General features: G+C 72.5%; 12 protein-coding genes. 2 read left to right on the top strand and 10 right to left on the bottom strand.

Going from position 1 to position 18,336, the window contains the following annotated elements:
- Positions 1–69 precede the first annotated feature (69 nt).
- The 3 genes from AC07A4_RS08545 to proB all read right to left on the bottom strand — a co-directional run bounded on the left by AC07A4_RS08545 (position 70) and on the right by proB (position 3,439).
- Positions 70–1,362 (bottom strand): glutamate-5-semialdehyde dehydrogenase, encoded by a 1,293-nt coding sequence (locus AC07A4_RS08545; RefSeq protein ID WP_478594843.1) that lies wholly within the window; start codon positions 1,360–1,362, stop codon positions 70–72.
- Between the two features lie 179 nt (positions 1,363–1,541).
- Positions 1,542–2,054 carry a hypothetical protein gene (locus AC07A4_RS08550; protein WP_478594846.1) on the bottom strand — a complete coding sequence of 171 codons (513 nt, stop codon included), beginning with the start codon at positions 2,052–2,054 and terminating at the stop codon, positions 1,542–1,544.
- 278 nt (positions 2,055–2,332) lie between these two features.
- Positions 2,333–3,439, bottom strand: coding sequence for a glutamate 5-kinase (proB, locus tag AC07A4_RS08555; RefSeq protein ID WP_478595906.1), 1,107 nt, complete (start codon positions 3,437–3,439; stop codon positions 2,333–2,335).
- A 394-nt stretch (positions 3,440–3,833) separates the two neighbouring features.
- Here proB and AC07A4_RS08560 point away from each other — a divergent pair, with 394 nt between their 5' ends.
- Positions 3,834–5,930: a hypothetical protein gene (locus AC07A4_RS08560; RefSeq protein ID WP_478595908.1), complete on the top strand. Its 2,097-nt coding sequence runs from the start codon at positions 3,834–3,836 to the stop codon at positions 5,928–5,930.
- A gap of 97 nt (positions 5,931–6,027) precedes the next feature.
- Here AC07A4_RS08560 and obgE read toward each other — a convergent pair whose 3' ends face one another.
- The 7 genes from obgE to AC07A4_RS08595 form a co-directional block, all read right to left on the bottom strand.
- On the bottom strand, positions 6,028–7,479 hold the full coding sequence (gene obgE / locus AC07A4_RS08565) for a GTPase ObgE (RefSeq protein WP_478594849.1): 1,452 nt from the start codon (positions 7,477–7,479) through the stop codon (positions 6,028–6,030).
- 116 nt (positions 7,480–7,595) lie between these two features.
- The gene (gene rpmA / locus AC07A4_RS08570) at positions 7,596–7,850 is read right to left on the bottom strand and encodes a 50S ribosomal protein L27 (protein ID WP_030564037.1); all 255 of its coding nucleotides are present in this window, start codon (positions 7,848–7,850) and stop codon (positions 7,596–7,598) included.
- Positions 7,851–7,864: 14 nt separating this feature from the next.
- Positions 7,865–8,185: a 50S ribosomal protein L21 gene (rplU, locus tag AC07A4_RS08575; RefSeq protein WP_030362614.1), complete on the bottom strand. Its 321-nt coding sequence runs from the start codon at positions 8,183–8,185 to the stop codon at positions 7,865–7,867.
- 203 nt (positions 8,186–8,388) lie between these two features.
- Complete coding sequence (locus AC07A4_RS08580) at positions 8,389–9,699, bottom strand: phospholipase D-like domain-containing protein (protein WP_478594852.1); 1,311 nt, start codon at positions 9,697–9,699, stop codon at positions 8,389–8,391.
- 251 nt (positions 9,700–9,950) lie between these two features.
- Positions 9,951–14,225 (bottom strand): Rne/Rng family ribonuclease, encoded by a 4,275-nt coding sequence (locus AC07A4_RS08585; RefSeq protein WP_478594854.1) that lies wholly within the window; start codon positions 14,223–14,225, stop codon positions 9,951–9,953.
- A gap of 263 nt (positions 14,226–14,488) precedes the next feature.
- Positions 14,489–15,304, bottom strand: coding sequence for a TIGR03936 family radical SAM-associated protein (locus AC07A4_RS08590; protein ID WP_478594856.1), 816 nt, complete (start codon positions 15,302–15,304; stop codon positions 14,489–14,491).
- 177 nt (positions 15,305–15,481) lie between these two features.
- Complete coding sequence (locus tag AC07A4_RS08595) at positions 15,482–16,528, bottom strand: hypothetical protein (protein ID WP_478594858.1); 1,047 nt, start codon at positions 16,526–16,528, stop codon at positions 15,482–15,484.
- A 179-nt stretch (positions 16,529–16,707) separates the two neighbouring features.
- Between AC07A4_RS08595 and AC07A4_RS08600 the strand changes: the two genes are divergently transcribed.
- A complete protein-coding gene (locus AC07A4_RS08600; protein ID WP_478594859.1) occupies positions 16,708–18,330 on the top strand; it encodes a recombinase family protein in 1,623 nt (540 codons plus the stop codon).
- Positions 18,331–18,336 lie beyond the last annotated feature (6 nt).

Consider the following 18,336-nt stretch of genomic DNA (forward strand, 5'->3'; position numbering starts at 1 on the left):
GACCCCGAACGCCCCCGCGCGTCAGCGCACGTGCCCGGCTCCGCGTCAGCGCACGTGTCCCGCTCCGCGTCAGCGCACGTGCCCGTCGCCCGTGACGATGTACTTCGTCGAGGTCAGTTCCGGCAGCCCCATCGGTCCGCGCGCGTGCAGCTTCTGCGTGGAAATGCCGATCTCCGCGCCGAAGCCGAACTGGCCGCCGTCGGTGAACCGCGTGGAGGCGTTCACGGCGACCGTGGTGGAGTCCACGAGCTGCGTGAAGCGGCGGGCGGCCTGCTGCGAGGTGGTGACGATGGCCTCGGTGTGCCCGGAGGTCCACAGCCGGATGTGCTCGACGGCCTGCTCCAGGGTGTCGACGACGGCGGCCGCGATGTCGTACGAGAGGTACTCGGTCTCCCAGTCCTCGGCGGTCGCGGGCACGACGGTGGCCTTGGAGGCGTCGGCGTAGGCCTGCACGCGCTCGTCGGCGTGGACGGTGACGCCCGCTTCGGCCAGCGCGTCCAGGGCGCGGGGCAGGAAGGCGTCGGCGATGTCGGCGTGCACGAGCAGGGTCTCGGCGGCGTTGCAGACGCTGACGCGCTGCGCCTTGGAGTTGATCAGGATCTCGACGGCCATGGCGAGGTCAGCGTGCGCGTCCACGTACACATGGCAGTTGCCGGTGCCGGTCTCGATGACGGGGACGGTGGACTCCTGGACGACGGTCTTGATCAGCGAGGCGCCGCCGCGCGGGATGAGCACGTCGACCAGGCCGCGGGCCCGCATCAGCTCGCGGACGGAGTCGCGGCTCTCGCCGGGCACGAGCTGTACGGCGTCGGCGGGCAGCCCTGCGCCGTGGACGGCGTCGCGCAGCACGCGCACGAGCGCGGTGTTCGAGGCGTACGCGGAGGACGAGCCGCGCAGGAGGACCGCGTTGCCGGACTTCAGGCACAGGGCGGCGGCGTCCACGGTGACGTTCGGGCGGGCCTCGTAGATGATGCCGACGACGCCGAGCGGGACGCGGACCTGGCGCAGGTCGATGCCGTTGGGCAGGGTGGAGCCGCGGACGACCTCGCCGACGGGGTCGGGCAGGGCGACGACGTCGCGGACGTCGGCGGCGATGGCCCGCACCCGCTCGGGGGTGAGCGTGAGGCGGTCGACGATGGCCTCGCTGGTCCCGGCCGCGCGGGCGCGCTCGATGTCCTCGGCGTTGGCCGCGACGATCTCCGCCGTGCGCACTTCGAGGGCGTCGGCGATCGCGAGCAGCGCGTCGTCCTTCTCGGCGCGCGGCAGCGGCGCGAGCACCGCGGCGGCGGCGCGGGCGCGGTAGGCGGCCTGGGCGACGGGGGTCATGTTGTCGTAGGGCGAGAGCGGGGAGGGCGCGGTCATGGGGGCAGCGTAACCGCGTGTCCCGAGCCGTCCAGCCGGTATCCCGCTCCGCGAGACATGGCCGGTAATGACCAGTGGTGCGTAACCCCCGCCGGTGCCCCTCGTCGGCCCCTCCGCCCGCCCCGGCGGCGGGGCCCCGGTGCGGACCGCCACCAGGGCTGGGCGGACCGCCACCAGGGCTAGAACGGGTGGACCCCCACCGGAGTCGCGGGCAGCGGCCCGTACCCCTCCGCGATCCGCTGGTGGTAGGTGTCCCGGTCGATGACCTCGAGGCCGACGATCTCCCACGGCGGCAGCCGCGCCGTCTGCCGGTGCTCGCCCCACAGGCGCAGCGCGACCGCGGCGGCGTCGTGCAGGTCGCGGGCCTCTTCCCAGTAGCGGATCTCCGCGTGGTCGTGGGCGTAGCGGCTGGTCAGCAGAAAGGGGTGGTCGTGGGCGAGCTGTTCGAGGCCGCGCCGGATCTCCTGGAGCGGGGTGCGGGCGCCGGAGACGCTGAGCGTGACGTGCCACAGGCGCGGGGCCTCGGCCTGCTCGCCGCCGGTGGCCCCGGCACTCTCGTCCGTCTCGCGCGCACGCGCCTGCCGGTCGTCGCCCTCGCCCGCGTCCCCGGCGTACGTCGCCCCCGCGGCGACGCTCGTCAGGGCGCGCTCAGCCGGCCCGCGGGACGCCGCCCCTGGGCGCACTCGTCTCACGACGGCCTCCTTCAACCCGTGGTGGTGCGGATGCGCAACGGTCGTTACGCAACGGTCGTTCGGAACTGCCTTGCCACAAAGTTGAGCAGGACAAGCGGTCGCGCGGGGCGATTTTCCGGAGTTTCCCCTCCGGGGGGCCGGTCCTCGCACCGCGTTCGCGCCTGTTTTCGGCCTGTTTTCCGCTGGTGCGGGTGGGGTGGCCGGGGATAGCGGTACGACCGCACACGGGTTCGCGGGGGCAGGCGTTCAGGGGGCTCGCGCGGGCCGTTCGGCGCCGGTCAGGGGTGCAGGACCACCAGGTCGTCCCGGTGGACGACCTCCCGCTCGTAGGCGGGCCCGAGCTCGCGGGCGAGTTCGCGCGTGGAGCGGCCGAAGAGCCGGGGCAGCTCCTTGGCGTCGAAGTTGACCAGGCCGCGGGCGACGGCGCGCCCCGAGGCGTCCCGCAGCTCCACCGGGTCCCCGGCGCTGAACTCGCCGTCGACGGCGGCGATGCCCGCGGGCAGGAGCGACTTGCGGCCCTCGACGACCGCGCGCACCGCCCCGTCGTCGAGGGTGAGGGAGCCGCGGGGCTCGGAGGCGTGCTGGAGCCACAGGAGGCGGTCCGAGGAGCGGCGCCCGGTGGCGTGGAAGTAGGTGCCGGTGTCGCGGCCCGCGAGCGCGGCGGCGGCGTGGCTCGCGGAGGTCAGGACGACGGGGATGCCCGCGGCCGCGGCGATGCGGGCGGCCTCGACCTTGGTGACCATGCCGCCGGTGCCGACGCCCGCCTTGCCCGCGCTGCCGATCTTGACGTGGGCGATGTCGGCGGGTCCGGTGACCTCGGAGATCCGGGAGGTGCCCGGGGCCGCGGGGTCGCCGTCGTACAGGCCATCGACGTCCGAGAGCAGGACGAGCAGGTCGGCGCGGATCAGATGGGCGACGAGGGCGGCGAGGCGGTCGTTGTCGCCGAAGCGGATCTCGTGGGTGGCGACGGTGTCGTTCTCGTTGACGATGGGCAGCGCGCCCATGGCCAGGAGCTTGTCGAGGGTGCGCGAGGCGTTGCGGTGGTGGGAGCGGCGGCTGGTGTCGTCGGTGGTGAGCAGGACCTGGCCGACGCGGATGCCGTAGCGGGCGAAGGAGGCCGTGTAGCGGGCGACGAGCAGGCCCTGGCCGACGCTGGCGGCGGCCTGCTGGCGGGCCAGGTCCTTGGGGCGGCGGTGCAGGCCGAGCGGGGCGAGCCCGGCGGCGATGGCGCCGGAGGACACCAGGACGACCTCGTGCTCGCCGCCGTCGCGGTGTTTGGCGAGGACGTCGACGAGCGCGTCGACGCGGTCCGCGTCCAGGCCGCCCGAAGCGGTGGTCAGGGACGACGATCCCACCTTGACGACGACCCGGTAGGCCTCGGTCACGCCCTGCCTTGTCACGCGCTTCCCCAATGATCCCGGTGCTCCTGGACCTGCAATCTACGCGAAGATCCCAGCCGGGCGCCCACGCGTTCCGGCCGCTGGACGGCGCGGGGCCCGCGGGCGGCCGCAGGAGGCGGGCCGAAGGAGCCTGGGCCCGGGATTCCGTCCCGGGACTTCCATGACTTTTGCCCCTTTATTTGGTGATTGCCATCACGGAAGATTGCTCCGGAGGCACCGGGCGTCATACGGTCAGGGGTCTTCCACTATTCCGGATGAGTGCCGTCCAGGCGTCCGGAGCCCGGCGGTGCCCCTCGGCGCCGCCCTTCGCACCGCACCCCGCACCGCACCCCGCACCGCCTTCCTCCCGTCCGACCGCCCCCGCCAGGAGCCCAAGCCCGTGCCCTCCGCCGGACTCGCCAACCGCCGCATCGTGCAGCTCACCGCGCTGCTGACGATGTTCGCACTCTTCACGGCGCAGCTCGTGACCGCGCTGATTCCGTACGTCCCGGTGTTCATCGCCGCCTCCGCGGCGAACCTCGCGCTCGACATCTATCTGCAGTACAAGCAGCCCGGACTGCTCTCCCTGCTCGGCAAGGTCCGCTTCGACGTGATCGTCCGGCAGCTGCTGCGGGACATGCTGATCCTGGTCGGCCTGCTGCGCATCGAGGGCATCGACCCCTTCTCCGAGCAGTCGCCGCTGACCATCTCGCTGCTCGTCTTCTACGCCCTGCACTTCACCTGCACGGCCGCCGCCGTCATGGTCCGCCGCAGCCGCCAGCTGCCGATCCTCACGCGCAACATCGACACGTCCGCGCTGCGCCTGAGCGCCGCGCCGCCGCGGCTGCTCGCCCGCCAGCACGCGCGCCGCCTGCTCCTGTTCTCGGTGCCGACGACCCTGGGCATGGTGCTCACGGCGGCCACCACCAGCGCGTACTGGGGCGGCGTCGGCCTCGCCGTCTCGCTGGCGCTCGCCGCCGGCGGCGTCGTCTACCTGGCGTCCTGGCTGCGGCCGAAGCGGCGCGCCAAGAACGCCGACGCCGTCATGGAGTGGCTCGACCAGTGGCTTGCGGACTACCAGCCGACGGTCGGCATGTACTTCTCCGGCGGCACGACGTCCGCGTACCAGGCCAACATGTGGCTCTCCACGCTCTCGCAGCTCGACGGCAACCCGCTGATCGTGCTCCGTGAGCGCTTCATGGTGCAGAAGATCGACTCCACGGACGTGCCGATCATCTGCTTCCCGAAGGTCGCCACGATGTTCTCGCTTGAGCAGTCGACGCTGAAGATGCTCCTCCACCCGGCGAACGCCGCGAAGACCTCGCAGGTCCTGCGCATCCCGTCGATCAAGCACGCCTTCATCAACCACGGCGAGAGCGACAAGCTGTCCTCCTGCAACCCGTACGCGAAGGCGTACGACGAGGTGTGGATCGCGGGCCCCGCCGCGCGCGAGCGCTACCAGCTCGCCGACATCGGCGTCGACGACCGGGACGTCGTCGAGGTCGGCCGCCCGCAGCTGTCGCCGATCCGCCCGTACGCGGGCGCGCCCACCGGCGCCTTCACGACCGTCCTGTACGCGCCCACCTGGGAGGGCTGGGACGGCAACCCCGGCAACACCTCGGTGGTCCTCGCGGGCGAGAACATCGTCCGGCACCTGCTCGCCGACCCGGCCGTGCGCCTGATCTACAAGCCGCACCCGATGACCGGCTCGCAGAACCCGGCCGCGGGCGCCGCCAACGAGCGCATCAAGGCCATGATCCGCGAGGCCAACACGCGGCGCGACGGCGTCCGCCCCAGCCCCGAGGCCGCCGCGGAGCTCGAGCTGCGCACCGAGCAGCTGAGCCTGCTCACCTCGAAGAAGTTCCGCAAGGGCGCGGACGAACAGGAGCGCATGATGCTCCAGGGCAAGCCGGACGGCGACATCCGCGCCGCGATCATCGAGGCGACGCTGGCCTGGGAGTCGGCCTACTGGGCGGCCCTGCCGGAGTGGGAGCACCACATCGTCGCGTCGCGCCCGGCGATCTTCTCCTGCTTCAACCAGGCCGACGTGCTGATCAGCGACGTCTCCTCGGTGGTGTCGGACTGGCTGAGCAGCGAGAAGCCGTACGCCGTCGCCAACACGTCCGGCATGACCGAGGCGGAGTTCCGCTCCGGCTTCCCGACCGTGCGGGCCGCGACGATCCTCTCCCCGGAGGCGGAGGAGGTGCCATCGCTCCTGGAGTCGGTGCGCCACCCGGAGCTGGACGTGTACGCCGACGCGCGCGCCGGGCTGAAGGAGCACCTGCTCGGCCCCTCGGACCCACCCTCGCTCGTCCGCTTCAACGCGGCGGCCCTCGCGCTGTGCGCGAAGTCCGACGAGCGGCGGGTGCGGGTCGCCGCGCGGGTCGCGGCGGAGATTCCCGCGCAGCGCGAGGAGGCCGCTGAGGCGGCCGCCGAAGCCGCGGAGACCGCTGAGGGCGCCGAGAGCGCCGACGCGGAGGAGTTCGAGTCCGCGTAGCCGTTGACGCCGAAACGCCGAAGGGGCCCGGAGCGAGTGATTCGCTCCGGGCCCCTTCGCGTTTCCTGGGGGCGGACGGTACCGCCCCCAGGAAACTCTAGAACGGGTTGAAGTCGTCGTACGCGCGGTCCGCCTCGTCGCGCTCCGCGTCGCGGTCACGGCGGCGCTGCGCGGCCGGGCGCGGCGCCTCCAGGCGGTGGTCCTCACCACGGCGGCCGAGCATCTCGGCACCGGCGGACATCGACGGCTCCCAGTCGAAGACGACGGCGTTGTCCTCGGGGCCGATGGCGACGCCGTCGCCCGCGCGGGCGCCCGCCTTCATCAGCTTGTCCTCGACGCCGAGGCGGTTGAGGCGGTCGGCCAGGTAGCCGACGGCCTCGTCGTTGTTGAAGTCGGTCTGGCGGACCCAGCGCTCCGGCTTCTCGCCGCGCACGCGGTACAGCGGCTCCCCGTCCTCGTCGTCCTCGCGCGTGACCGTGAAGCCCGCGTCGTCCACGGCCTTGGGCCGGATGACGATGCGCGTGGCCTCCTCCTTGGGCTTGGCGGCGCGCGCGCCCGCGACCAGCTCGGCGAGGGCGAACGAGAGCTCCTTGAGGCCCTTGTGGGCGACGGCGGAGACCTCGAAGACGCGGTAGCCGCGGGCCTCCAGGTCGGGGCGGACCAGGTCGGCGAGGTCCTGGCCGTCGGGGATGTCGACCTTGTTCAGGACGACGAGGCGGGGCCGGTTCTCCAGGCCCGCGCCGTACTCCCGCAGCTCGGCCTCGATGACGTCGAGGTCGGAGAGGGGGTCGCGGTCGGACTCCAGGGTCGCGGTGTCCAGGACGTGCACGAGGACGCTGCACCGCTCGACGTGGCGCAGGAACTCAAGGCCGAGGCCCTTGCCCTGGCTGGCGCCGGGGATCAGGCCGGGCACGTCGGCGATGGTGTAGACGGTGGAGCCCGCGGTGACGACGCCGAGGTTGGGCACCAGGGTCGTGAACGGGTAGTCCGCGATCTTCGGCTTGGCGGCGGACAGGACCGAGATCAGCGAGGACTTGCCCGCGCTCGGGTAGCCCACCAGCGCGACGTCCGCGACCGTCTTCAGCTCCAGGACCACGTCGCCCGCGTCGCCGGGCTCGCCGAGCAGCGCGAAGCCGGGCGCCTTGCGGCGGGCGGAGGCGAGGGCCGCGTTGCCGAGCCCGCCGCGGCCGCCGCCGGCGGCGACGTACGAGGTGCCGTGGCCGACCAGGTCGGCGAGGACGTTGCCCGCCTTGTCCAGGACGACCGTGCCGTCCGGCACCACCAGGATCAGGTCCTGGCCGTCCTTGCCGGAGCGGTTGCCGCCCTCGCCGGGCTTGCCGTTGGTGGCCTTGCGGTGCGGGCTGTGGTGGTACTCGAGGAGTGTGGTGACCGACTGGTCGACGACCAGGATCACATCGCCGCCACGGCCGCCGTTGCCGCCGTCCGGGCCGCCGAGCGGCTTGAACTTCTCACGGTGGACGGAGGCACAGCCGTGGCCTCCGCTACCCGCGGCGACGTGCAGCTCGACGCGGTCCACGAAGGTGGTCATGGTTCAGTGCCTCCAGAAACGTACGGGAATGTCTCTTGATTAACACGCGAAAGGCGGACCCGCTTCCCGAATGGGAAGTGAGGTCCGCCTCGCGAAGGTTCCGGTCAGAGTGCCGTTCAGGCGACCGGGACGATGTTCACGACCTTGCGGCCGCGGTGGGTACCGAACTCCACCGCACCGGCGTCCAGGGCGAACAGCGTGTCGTCCTTGCCGCGGCCGACGCCCGAGCCCGGGTGGAAGTGGGTACCGCGCTGGCGGACCAGGATCTCACCGGCGTTGACGGTCTGACCGCCGAAGCGCTTCACACCGAGCCGCTGAGCATTGGAATCGCGCCCGTTCCGAGTGGACGATGCGCCCTTCTTGTGTGCCATCTTGTCTCAGTCCCTTACTTCGCAGCCGTGGGGATGCCGGTGATCTTGATCGCCGTGTACTGCTGACGGTGACCCTGACGACGGCGGTAGCCGGTCTTGTTCTTGTAGCGAAGGATGTCGATCTTCGCGCCCTTGTGGTGGTCCACGACCTCGGCCGTGACCTTGATGCCGGCCAGCACCCACGGGTCGCTGGTCACAGCGTCGCCGTCGACAACGAGCAGGGTCGAGAGCTCGACCGTGTCGCCAACCTTGGCAGTGGAAATCTTGTCAACCTCAACGATGTCGTCGACAGCAACCTTGTGCTGGCGACCACCGCTGCGCACGATGGCGTACACGCGGATCTCTCTCTCGCTCGGAACGGTACCCCCGCAGTCCAGCCGTCCGGCGCGACAGCGCGGTCGGCCTCTCCCGAAGGGTGAAGATCCCGGGAGGAAGAGGTTTACGGGGGTGGGCGCGCCTATGGACACGCCGACGGTCAAGGTTACGGGGCCCGCCCGTACGGGTCAAACCAGGCCCCGGCCCCCCTCTGACCAGCGCCCTAGCGGACGGGCCTCTCACCGTCCGGCGGCAGCGGCTTCACGCCCCGGCACAGGTCCGTCGCGTCGTTCGCCCCCGGCCAGGCCACCCGCCACACCTGCCCGAAGTGCTTGAGGTAGGTGTCGTGCACGGCGTCGTCGTCCACCTTCACGATCGCCTCGTCGTTCTCCCGCAGCGCGGGCGCGGTGTAGTTCTGCGAGCCGGTGAAGGACACCTTGTCGCGCCTGCCGTCGTACACGCCGTCGATCAGCACGTACTTGCTGTGGATGAGGTAGGGCGTGGTGAGCCTCTGGCCCGGCCTGAGCGGGTCCCGGTCGTCGTTGAAGCAGCGCATCGCGGGGCCGCCGCTGTGCAGCGCCTCCCAGGTGCCGGGGGTGCCGTCCTGGCTGCGGGCGCTGTCCGTCTCCGCGTACACGAGGTCGACGGAGCAGCCCGCCTTCTTCAGGGAGACCAGCTTGTCGGCGATCTGCTTGCGCGTGATCTTGAAGATGGAGGCGCGGACCCTGGTGGCGCGCTGGACGCCGCTCGCGTCCCTGTACCGGCAGGAGACGTTGTTCAGGACCGAGTACATGGTGTCGGTCTCCTTGATGGTGCCGCCGCGCGGGAAGAAGTACGCCTTGTACGGTCCCTCGCTGACCGTGCGGTAGTCCCAGGCCGCCCAGTCCTTGCCGACCATGTCGCTGAAGTACGCGGCGAACGCGTCGTACATGGCCGGGTTGTCCGGCAGCAGCAGCGCGTCGTTGAAGAACTTGGTGTGGGCGGAGGGGGTCGCGTTCGACGTGGTCTGTACGACGACGTCCCGGGCGCCCTTGACCTCGGAGAACAGCCAGAACTTGTTGTGCATGATCGACTTGCCGTACTTCGGGTCGCCCAGGCACGACTTCCCCGCCGGGCAGATCCTGACGAAGGAGGGATCGAACCGGTTGGCGCCGAGCGCCTCCACGAGCGTGCGGTACGCGGTGTTGTCCGGGCGGTCGGTCTTGCTGGTCGAGTCGAGCAGGATCTGTACGTTGACCCCGCGCCGGTGGGCGGCGACGAGCGCCTCCACGACGGGCTCCTCCCACACGTGGTACACGGCGGCCTTGATGGTCGACCCCGGCACGGCCGCCTCGGTGAGCTCGATCAGGCGGGTGCGTATCGCGTGCTGCTGGTCGACGGTGCCCAGCGGGTCGTTGAACACCGGGCCCTCGGGCCAGGAGGGCGTCCCCGCGGGCGCCGCGGGCACCGCGGTGGCGGTGGTCGCGGCAGGCAGGGCGGCGGACAGGACCGTGGCAAGCGCGGCGGCCCGGCGCCCGCCCGTGCCCCTCGGCACCGCGCGGTGCCGTCCCGTCCCCCTCAGGCGTATGCCTCGTGTACCTCGCGGGCGCGCAGCCGTCACGTCCACCCCTCCCCTTGCCCGACGGACCGGTCGAGTCTTACAGCTAGCCGCTCAGGCGGCCAAGTACGCCGGGAAACAAGGGGATCGACGACGGATAGGTGATAAGGGAGCGCGGCGACGGCCGTGCCCCCGCCCGGCGCGAACGCCGGACGGGGGCACGTGGTGGAGCGCGGTGACCTCCGGGGTCAGCTCGCGTCGGCCGGGACGGCGGACGGCGACGGCTGCTCCGCGGCCGCGGCCTTCTTGGCGGTGGTCTTCTTCGCCGCCTTCTTGGCCGTGGTCTTCTTCGCGGCCGTCTTCTTCGCCGTCGTCTTCTTGGCCGCCGTCTTCTTCGTGGCGGCCTTCTTGGCGGTGGCCTTCTTGGCCGTCTTGCGCGCCGTCTTCTTGGCGGCCTTGGCCTCGGCCTCCGGGGCCGCGTCGGCGGCCTCAGCGGCCTCGGTGACCTCAGACGGGGCCTCGGCGGGCTCCGGCTTCTCCGCGGACGGGACGACCGTCACGGCCGTCTCCGCCGACGCGGTCGGCGCGGTCGCCTTGCGCACGGCGCGGCGGCGCGGCCGGGCCGGGGCCTCGGCGACCGGCTCCGGGGCGGCCTCGGCGACCGGCTCGGCGGCGGCCACGGGCTCCGGCGCGGCCGGGGCCACGGGCTCCGGCTTCGCCGTCTCCGTGACGATCACCTCGGCGTCACCCGCGGCCTTCGGCGCACCGGCCGGGGCCGACGCCTTGCGGGTCGCGCGGCGCCGCGGACGCCCCTGGGGAGCGGCGGCTTCCTCGGCGGCGGGCGCCGGGGCGGGCGCCGGGGCGTCCGCCACCACGGGCTCGGCCACGACGGGCTCAGCCGCGACCGGCTCGGTCACCACGGGCTCGGCCGCGACCGGCTCCGCCTTGGCCGTACGGGACTTGGCCTTCTTCGCCTTCTTGCCGGACTCCGCCCGCTCCGCGGCCGGGGCCTCAGCGGTCTCGGCGGCGGCAGCGGCGGTCTCCTCGACCGGTGCGGACCCTTCGGCCCGCTGCTCCCGCTCCGGCTGCGGCGAGCCCGCCGGAGCCGACGCCCGGCGCGTGGCCCGGCGGCGCGAACGGCCCCGGGTCGCGGCCGCCTCTGCCTCCGCGGCGCTGCTGTACAGCTCCTCGTCGGGGGCGAAGTCGGGCTCGGGCAGCGCCACCGGATCGGCGACCTCGGCGGCGACCTCGGCCGCCGTCTCTTCGCCGGACTCGGTCCCCGCCACGGCCTCGTGCGTGTGCTCGCCCGCGCCGCCGCGGCCGCGCTTCTTGCGCTTGCCGCCGCCACCGGCGGACGTCGCCTGGTCCATGTGCACGATCACACCGCGGCCGTTGCAGTGGACGCAGGTCTCGGAGAAGGACTCCAGAAGGCCCTGGCCCACCCGCTTGCGGGTCATCTGCACCAGGCCGAGCGAGGTCACCTCGGCGACCTGGTGCTTCGTACGGTCGCGGCCCAGGCACTCCAGCATCCGCCGCAGGACCAGGTCCCGGTTGGACTCCAGGACCATGTCGATGAAGTCGATGACGACGATGCCGCCCAGGTCGCGCAGGCGCAGCTGGCGCACGATCTCCTCGGCCGCCTCCAGGTTGTTCCTGGTCACGGTCTCTTCGAGGTTGCCGCCCTGACCGGTGAACTTGCCGGTGTTGACGTCGATCACGACCATGGCTTCGGTCTTGTCGATCACCAGCGAGCCGCCGCTGGGCAGCCACACCTTGCGGTCGAGCGCCTTCGCGAGCTGCTCGTCGATCCGGTACGTCGCGAAGACGTCCACCTCGGACGTCCAGCGCTGGAGCCGGTCGGCGAGGTCGGGCGCGACGTGCGAGACGTACCCGTGGATGGTCTGCCAGGCCTCGTCACCGCTGATGATGACCTTGGAGAAGTCCTCGTTGAAGATGTCGCGGACCACACGGACGGTCATGTCCGGCTCGCCGTAGAGCAGGCTCGGGGAGCTGGTCGTGGACATCTTCGACTTCTTGAGGATGTCCTCCCACTGCGCCTGGAGCCGCTCGACGTCGCGGCGCAGCTCGTCCTCGCTCGCGCCCTCGGCGGCGGTGCGCACGATCACGCCCGCGTCCTCGGGGACGATCTTCTTGAGGATGGTCTTCAGACGCGCGCGCTCGGTGTCGGGCAGCTTGCGGCTGATGCCGGTCATCGAGCCCTCGGGCACATAGACCAGGTAGCGGCCGGGCAGCGAGACCTGGCTGGTCAGGCGGGCGCCCTTGTGGCCGATCGGGTCCTTGGTGACCTGTACGAGGACCGACTGGCCCGACTTCAGGGCGGACTCGATGCGGCGCGGCCCGTTGGCCATGCCGAGCGCCTCGAAGTTGACCTCACCGGCGTACAGGACGGCGTTGCGGCCCTTGCCGATGTCGATGAAGGCGGCCTCCATCGACGGCAGGACGTTCTGCACCTTGCCCAGGTAGACGTTGCCGACGTACGAGGTCGACTGCTCCTTGTTGACGTAGTGCTCGACGAGGATGTTGTCCTCGAGGACGCCGATCTGGGTGCGGTCGCCGTTCTGGCGGACGATCATCTCGCGGTTGACGGCCTCGCGGCGCGCCAGGAACTCCGCCTCGGTGATGATCGGCACCCGGCGGCGGCCCTGCTCACGGCCCTCGCGGCGGCGCTGCTTCTTCGCCTCGAGACGGGTCGAGCCCTTGATGGACTGCACCTCGTCCGACGGCGCGTCGTCACTCTTCTTGCGCGGCTCGCGGACCTTGACGACCGTGCGCTCCGGGTCGCCGTCGCCCGGCTCGGCCTCGGTGGCGTCACCGGCGCGACGACGGCGACGGCGACGGCGACGGCTGCTGCTGGACCCGGCGCCGCTCTCCTCGGCGTCCATGGCGTCCTCAGCGTCCGCGGCGTCTTCCGCGTCCTGCTCGGCGGTGTCCTCAGCGTCCTGCTCCGCCTGCTCGGCGGCGACGTCATCGGCGTCCTGCGCGGCGTCCGCGTCGGCGGAATCGCCACGGCGGCGGCGACGGCCGCCACGGCGACGGCGACGGCCCTGGCGCTCGCCGGAGTCCTCGGCGTCCATGGCCTCGTCGGCCTCGGCCTCGGCGTCCTGCGGCTCCTCGGACGCGGTCGCCTCGACGGGCGCGGCGGCCTCGGCGGGCGCCTGCGGGGCCTCGACGGCGGCGGGCTGCTCGTCCGCGGCGCGGCGGCGGCGCCGGCGGCGCGGGCCCGTCTCCTCCTCGACGGCCTCGACGACGGGCGCGCGCTCGGGCTCGGGCGCGGCGGCCTCAGCGGCCTCGGCGGCGGCCGCGGCGGCGGCGCGCTCCGGGGTCTGGAACATCGGCTCGGTGAACACCGGCGCCTGGAACACGGCGACGGAGGGGCGCGCGGGGCGCTGCCCGGACTCGTCGTCGCCCCGCGTACGGTGCCCGGCGGGCGCGCTGAACCCGGCGGCGGCCTTGCGGGTCGCACGGCGGCGGCCACGGGCCCGCGGGGCGTCGTCCTCGGCCTCGGCGCTCTTGGCGGGCTTGGCGTCCTCGACCGGCTTGGCCTCGGCGGCGGCCCGGGTGGCACGGCGGCGGGCGCGACGCGGCGCCTCGCTGTCGGCGGCGGGGGCGGCCTCGGGTGCCTCGACGGGCGCGGCGGCCTCGGCGGCGGCCAGCTCAGCTGCGGGCTCAGGGGCCTCGGCGGCCTCCTCGGCCCGCGCGTCGGCGGGGGGCGCGGAGACGGCGCGGGTGGCGCGGCGGCGCGAACGGCGCGGCGCGGCGGCGTCGGCCTCCGGCTGCTCCTCGACCGGCTCGGCGGCGGGCTTGGCCACGGCGGCGGCCGCAGGGGCCTCGGTGGACTCAGCGGCCACGGTGGACTCAGCGGCCCCGGTGGACTCAGCGGCCACGGCGGCGTCGGTGGGCGCCGAGGCGGCGCGGGTCGCACGGCGGCGCGAACGACGCGGCGCGGCGGCCTCCGGCTGCTCCTCCACGACCGGCTCAGCGGCTTCGGCGGCGACCGGCTCAGCGGCAGGCTCCGCCTCCCGCGCGGCCTCATCGACGCCCTTGGGCGCACCGGCCGGAGCCGAAGCACGACGCGTCGCACGACGACGCGTACGACCAGCCGGAGCGGCCTCCACGACCGACTCAGCGGCCTCGACGGCGACCGGCTCGACGGCGGGCTCCGCCTCCCGCGCGGCCTCATCGACGCCCTTCGGCGCACCGGCCGGAGCCGAAGCACGACGCGTCGCACGACGACGCGTACGACCAGCCGGAGCGGCCTCCACGACCGACTCAGCGACGGCCGTCTCTTCCGTCTCTTCTGCTTCTACCTCGACCTCGGCGTCCTCGAGATCCGTGTCCACGGCGGCGGGGGCGGCCGGTATGGCCGGCGCGGCGCTCGTGGTGGTGCCCGCGGGCGGTCCCGCGGGGCGCGACGCGGCGCGGCGCCGACGGCGCGGCGGCAGCGTGTCGCTGGGGGTGCTGCTGTTCTGCGAGCCCTCAGTGGGGTCGTTCGGCTCAAGCATGCGGGCGGTTCTCCCGTCACGCTCCCGGGCGCCGCGCCGTGTACCGGACGTACCCGCGGCCCTCGCTTGTCGCGCGGGGCCGCCATCCGAGGGCGTGGGCGCCGCACGGGAGCTGTCTGTGTCTTGTCTCGCCGGTTCCGTACGCTCCTGGCGGACGGCCTGGCGAAAGTCTTCTGGTCAGTGCGCTGCCCGACCCAGGTGGCTCCCGAGTACAAGGGCGGCGCTGCGGTGTTCTCGGCGAACGCCCCTGCGCGGGACCTTCCTTACGCCGGCGCCTTCGCGGCGGCAGCTGCGGCGGCCCCTGTATCGGGGTGCCGATCGGCCGGGGCGGCCGTGACTGCCTCGCGGTCGGGCGCGAGCGGGTCGGTCACCGTGCCGGTCTCGTCATCGAAAAGCCCCTGCGCCAGCCTGGTCACCGCTGCGGGGACCGGCGGCGCCAGGTCGGCCACAGCTCGGAGACCGGACAGGACGTCGTCGGGTCGGACGGCAGGTGTCACGTGCCGTACAACCAGCCGCAGTATCGCACAGGGCCCGTCCGTCGGCCTATCAGCCGGCCTCTCGGCGGCGGAGGCGAGCGCCTCCGGGCCGAGGACGTCCAGGCTCACGACGGCGGCGCGGGCGTCGAACGTGCGCATCCCGTTCTTCGTGCGCCGCTGGACCTCGACGGTCTCCGCGGTGCGGAAGGCGGCGGCGGCCCGCTCGGCGTCGGCGGGCTCCACGCCGTCCAGGCGCAGCTCCCACACGGAAGCCGTAAGACGCTCCGCGAGCCCGGAGGTGCGGGCCTCGACGGCGTCGGTGATGTCGAGCCCGGCGGGCAGCGACTCGTTGAGCAGCTCCCGCAGCTCGTGCGGGTCGCGGGGCGCGGTGAGCGCGATCTCCAGGTACTCGGCCTCGCTGCCGGTGCCGGTGGGTGCGGCATTGGCGTACGACACCTTCGGGTGCGGGGTGAAGCCCGCCGAGTACGCCATGGGCACCTCGGCGCGGCGCAGCGCCCGCTCGAAGGCGCGCTGGAAGTCACGGTGGCTGGTGAACCGGAGGCGGCCGCGCTTGGTGTAGCGCAGTCGGATGCGCTGCGCCACGGGCGCGGGCGGCGGGCCTTCGGGCTGTCGCTTGCCCAGGGGAACTTCTCCTCGTGTACGCGGTCCGTGACGCCGTCCCCACCGGGGTGGGGAGCGCGTCAGGGCGGGCGCTTGCCCGGTGTCGTGGTCCGGCCCACCCCCGCGTGGGCGAGGACGTCTCGCGCCGGACCCTTCTCCCTAGAGTACGCGCTTCCGGCCAGCGGGTTCCCGCCGGTCCTCACGGGCCCCGGTCACCGCCGCCCGCTCGCGGGGCGCCCCGAACAGCAGGCGCCGGACGTCGGCGCGGGCCTCGCGGACGCTGTCGCGCACCGATCCGAGCGCCTGCCGCGTCGCCCGGCCGACGGCCCGTCCGGCGCGGGCGGCCGGGCGCCACAGCGCGTCCCGTACGGCATGGCCCACCGGTGTGCACACCGTCCGGTACACCCAGCGCAGCGGATCCACGAAGATCCACCGGAAGAGCCGGGCGAGGAAGCCCCAGACGGTCCGCGAGAGGTGCCCGGCGACCCGCCAGGCGTGCCCGAAGGCGTCCGCGACCTCCCGGGCGACGAAGGCGATGCCCCGCCCGACCGGGGCGAGCACCCACCGCCACAGGGCGACGACGGGCACCACGAAGATCCACCGCAAGAGTGTGCCGACCACGAGGCCGATGCCGCGCACCACCCACCAGACGCCGAGGCCGGCGCCCCGCAGCAGCCACCAGATCCCGGCGGCGAGCCAGGCGAGGCCGTGGCCTGCCGGGGTGAGCACGCGGGCGTAGAGCCATCGCGCGGGCACGAGCACCAGCACACGGCCCAGCCAGGCGGCGCCGTGCCCGAGGGGCGTGAGCAGCGCCTGGTACACCCAGACGGCGGGCACCACGAGCAGCATCCGCAGCAGCCAGGCGAGCCCCGCCCCGACCGGCTTGAGCACATACCGCCACAGCGCCACCCAGGGCCAGACGAACAGCGCCTTGCCGACGAAGCCGAGCACGGCCCCGACGCCCCGCCCGACCCAGGCGAGCGCGCGCCCCACGGGCCGCAGCGCCCGGTCGTACAGGAACCGCCCGCACACCACGAGCGCGTCCCACACGAGCCGCACCGGCACCACGAGCACCAGGACCACGATCCGCACCGGCAGCCGCAGCGCCACCACCAGACACCCCTCGGCCCGCGGCGCGGGCTCGGGGGCGCTCTGGTGCACGGGTGCGGCGTCAGGCTCCGCGGGGAGCCGCTTCTCCAGGTCCATGCCGCATCAAGACGCCGTCAACGGCGTCTCGTTTCCCCCTGTTTCCGAACTGATACCGCTGGAACTACTTGACGACCGTCAGCGGCAGCAGCTTCTTGCCGGTCGGGCCGATCTGGATGGACGTGTCCATCTGCGGCCATATAGACACGGTCTTAAAACCCGCCCTACGGTCCTCTGACATGGGGAATCGTACGCGGCGGTCGCGCGCAGCGGCCGATCAGAAGCGGTACACGACAGAGACGGAGTGGTCGGAGGCCGACCTCGCGCTCTTGGAGGAGTTACGGAGGGTGGAGGCCCGCTTACCGGACGACGCCCCACAGGCGTTGATCTCCGTGCGGCTCTCCGTCCTCACCGACGACACGACGTCGCCCGCCAGGCAGGAGCTGGATCTCCGCCTGCTGGCCCGGGAGCGCGGCTTTCGCGTGGTGGGTGTCGCCAGCGACCTCAATGTCTCGGCAACGAAGGTCCCACCGTGGAAGCGCAAGGAGCTGGGCAACTGGCTCAACAACCGGGCGCCGGAGTTCGATGTCCTCCTCTTCTGGAAGCTGGACCGCTTCGTCCGTCGCCTCTCAGACCTGAGCACCATGATCGACTGGTGTTTGAAGTACGGAAAGAACCTTGTCTCGAAGCACGACCCCATCGATCTGACCACCACGACTGGGAAGATCATGGTGACGATCATCGGTGGCATCGCCGAGATCGAGGCGGCGAACACCAGCACACGCGTCGCCAGCCTCTGGGACTACACGAAAACGCAGAGCGAGTGGCTGGTGGGCAAGCCTGCCTACGGCTACAAGACCGCGCGGGACGAGAACCACAAGATTGTCCTCGCCTACGATGTGGAGGCATACAAGGCGCTGCACTGGTGCCGCAGCGCCGCCATGAGAGCAACGCCAGCGTCCGCGCGCCGCATGGTGAGGGTCCTCGTGCGCTCCGGACTCTGCGGCGCGGGTCTCACGCCGTCGACCCTTCTGCGTCGGCTCAGAAACCCGGCGCTCATGGGATACCGGGTCGAGGAGGACAAGAGCGGAGGCAAGCGCCGCTCGAAGATCGTGCTGGGCAACGACGGCAAGCCCATCCGTGTCGCGCCGCCCGTCTTCACTGAAGACGAGTTCTGCAGCCTCCAGAAGGTGCTCGACCTGCGGGGAAAGAACCAACCCGCCCGCCACCCCGGCGGTGCGACGAAGTTCCTCGGCGTCCTGGTGTGCCACGACTGCACAGCGAACATGACCGTGCAGAGGAACAAGAACAAGGGCAGGCACTACACCTATCTACGATGCGGCAAGTGCAAGGGCGGGGGCCAGGGGGCACCGAACCCGTACGAGATCTACAGCCAGCTCGCCGCAGACGTCCTGCGGGTGCTCGGCGACGAGCCGGTGATGCTGCGTGAGTACCGCCACGGCGCGGAGGTCCGCAAGGAAAAGAAGCGCTTGGAGGACTCCGTCAGCTACTACATGTCCGGCCTTGAGCCAGACGGACGCTTCACGAAGACCCTGTTCACGAGGGAGCGTGCGGAGAAGACGCTCGACGAGCTCATCCAACAGTTGGAGAACATCGACCCCGAGAGCACCAAGGACCGGTGGGAGGCCGTACACGACGGCAAGACCTTCCGAGCCCGCTGGGAGGAGGGCGGGATGGAGGCCATGGGTGCGGATCTGCTGAGGGTCGGCGTGAAGTGCAGTATCAAGCGGACCAAGGTCAAGGGGGTCCGCGCGCCCCACATCCGCATGAAGCTGATGATCCCGAAGGACGTCCGGGATCGGCTGGTCATCAAGGCGGACGACTTCGCGGAAGCGTTCTGACGCTTC

The organism is Streptomyces sp. NPDC043996 (genome assembly GCF_056435225.1).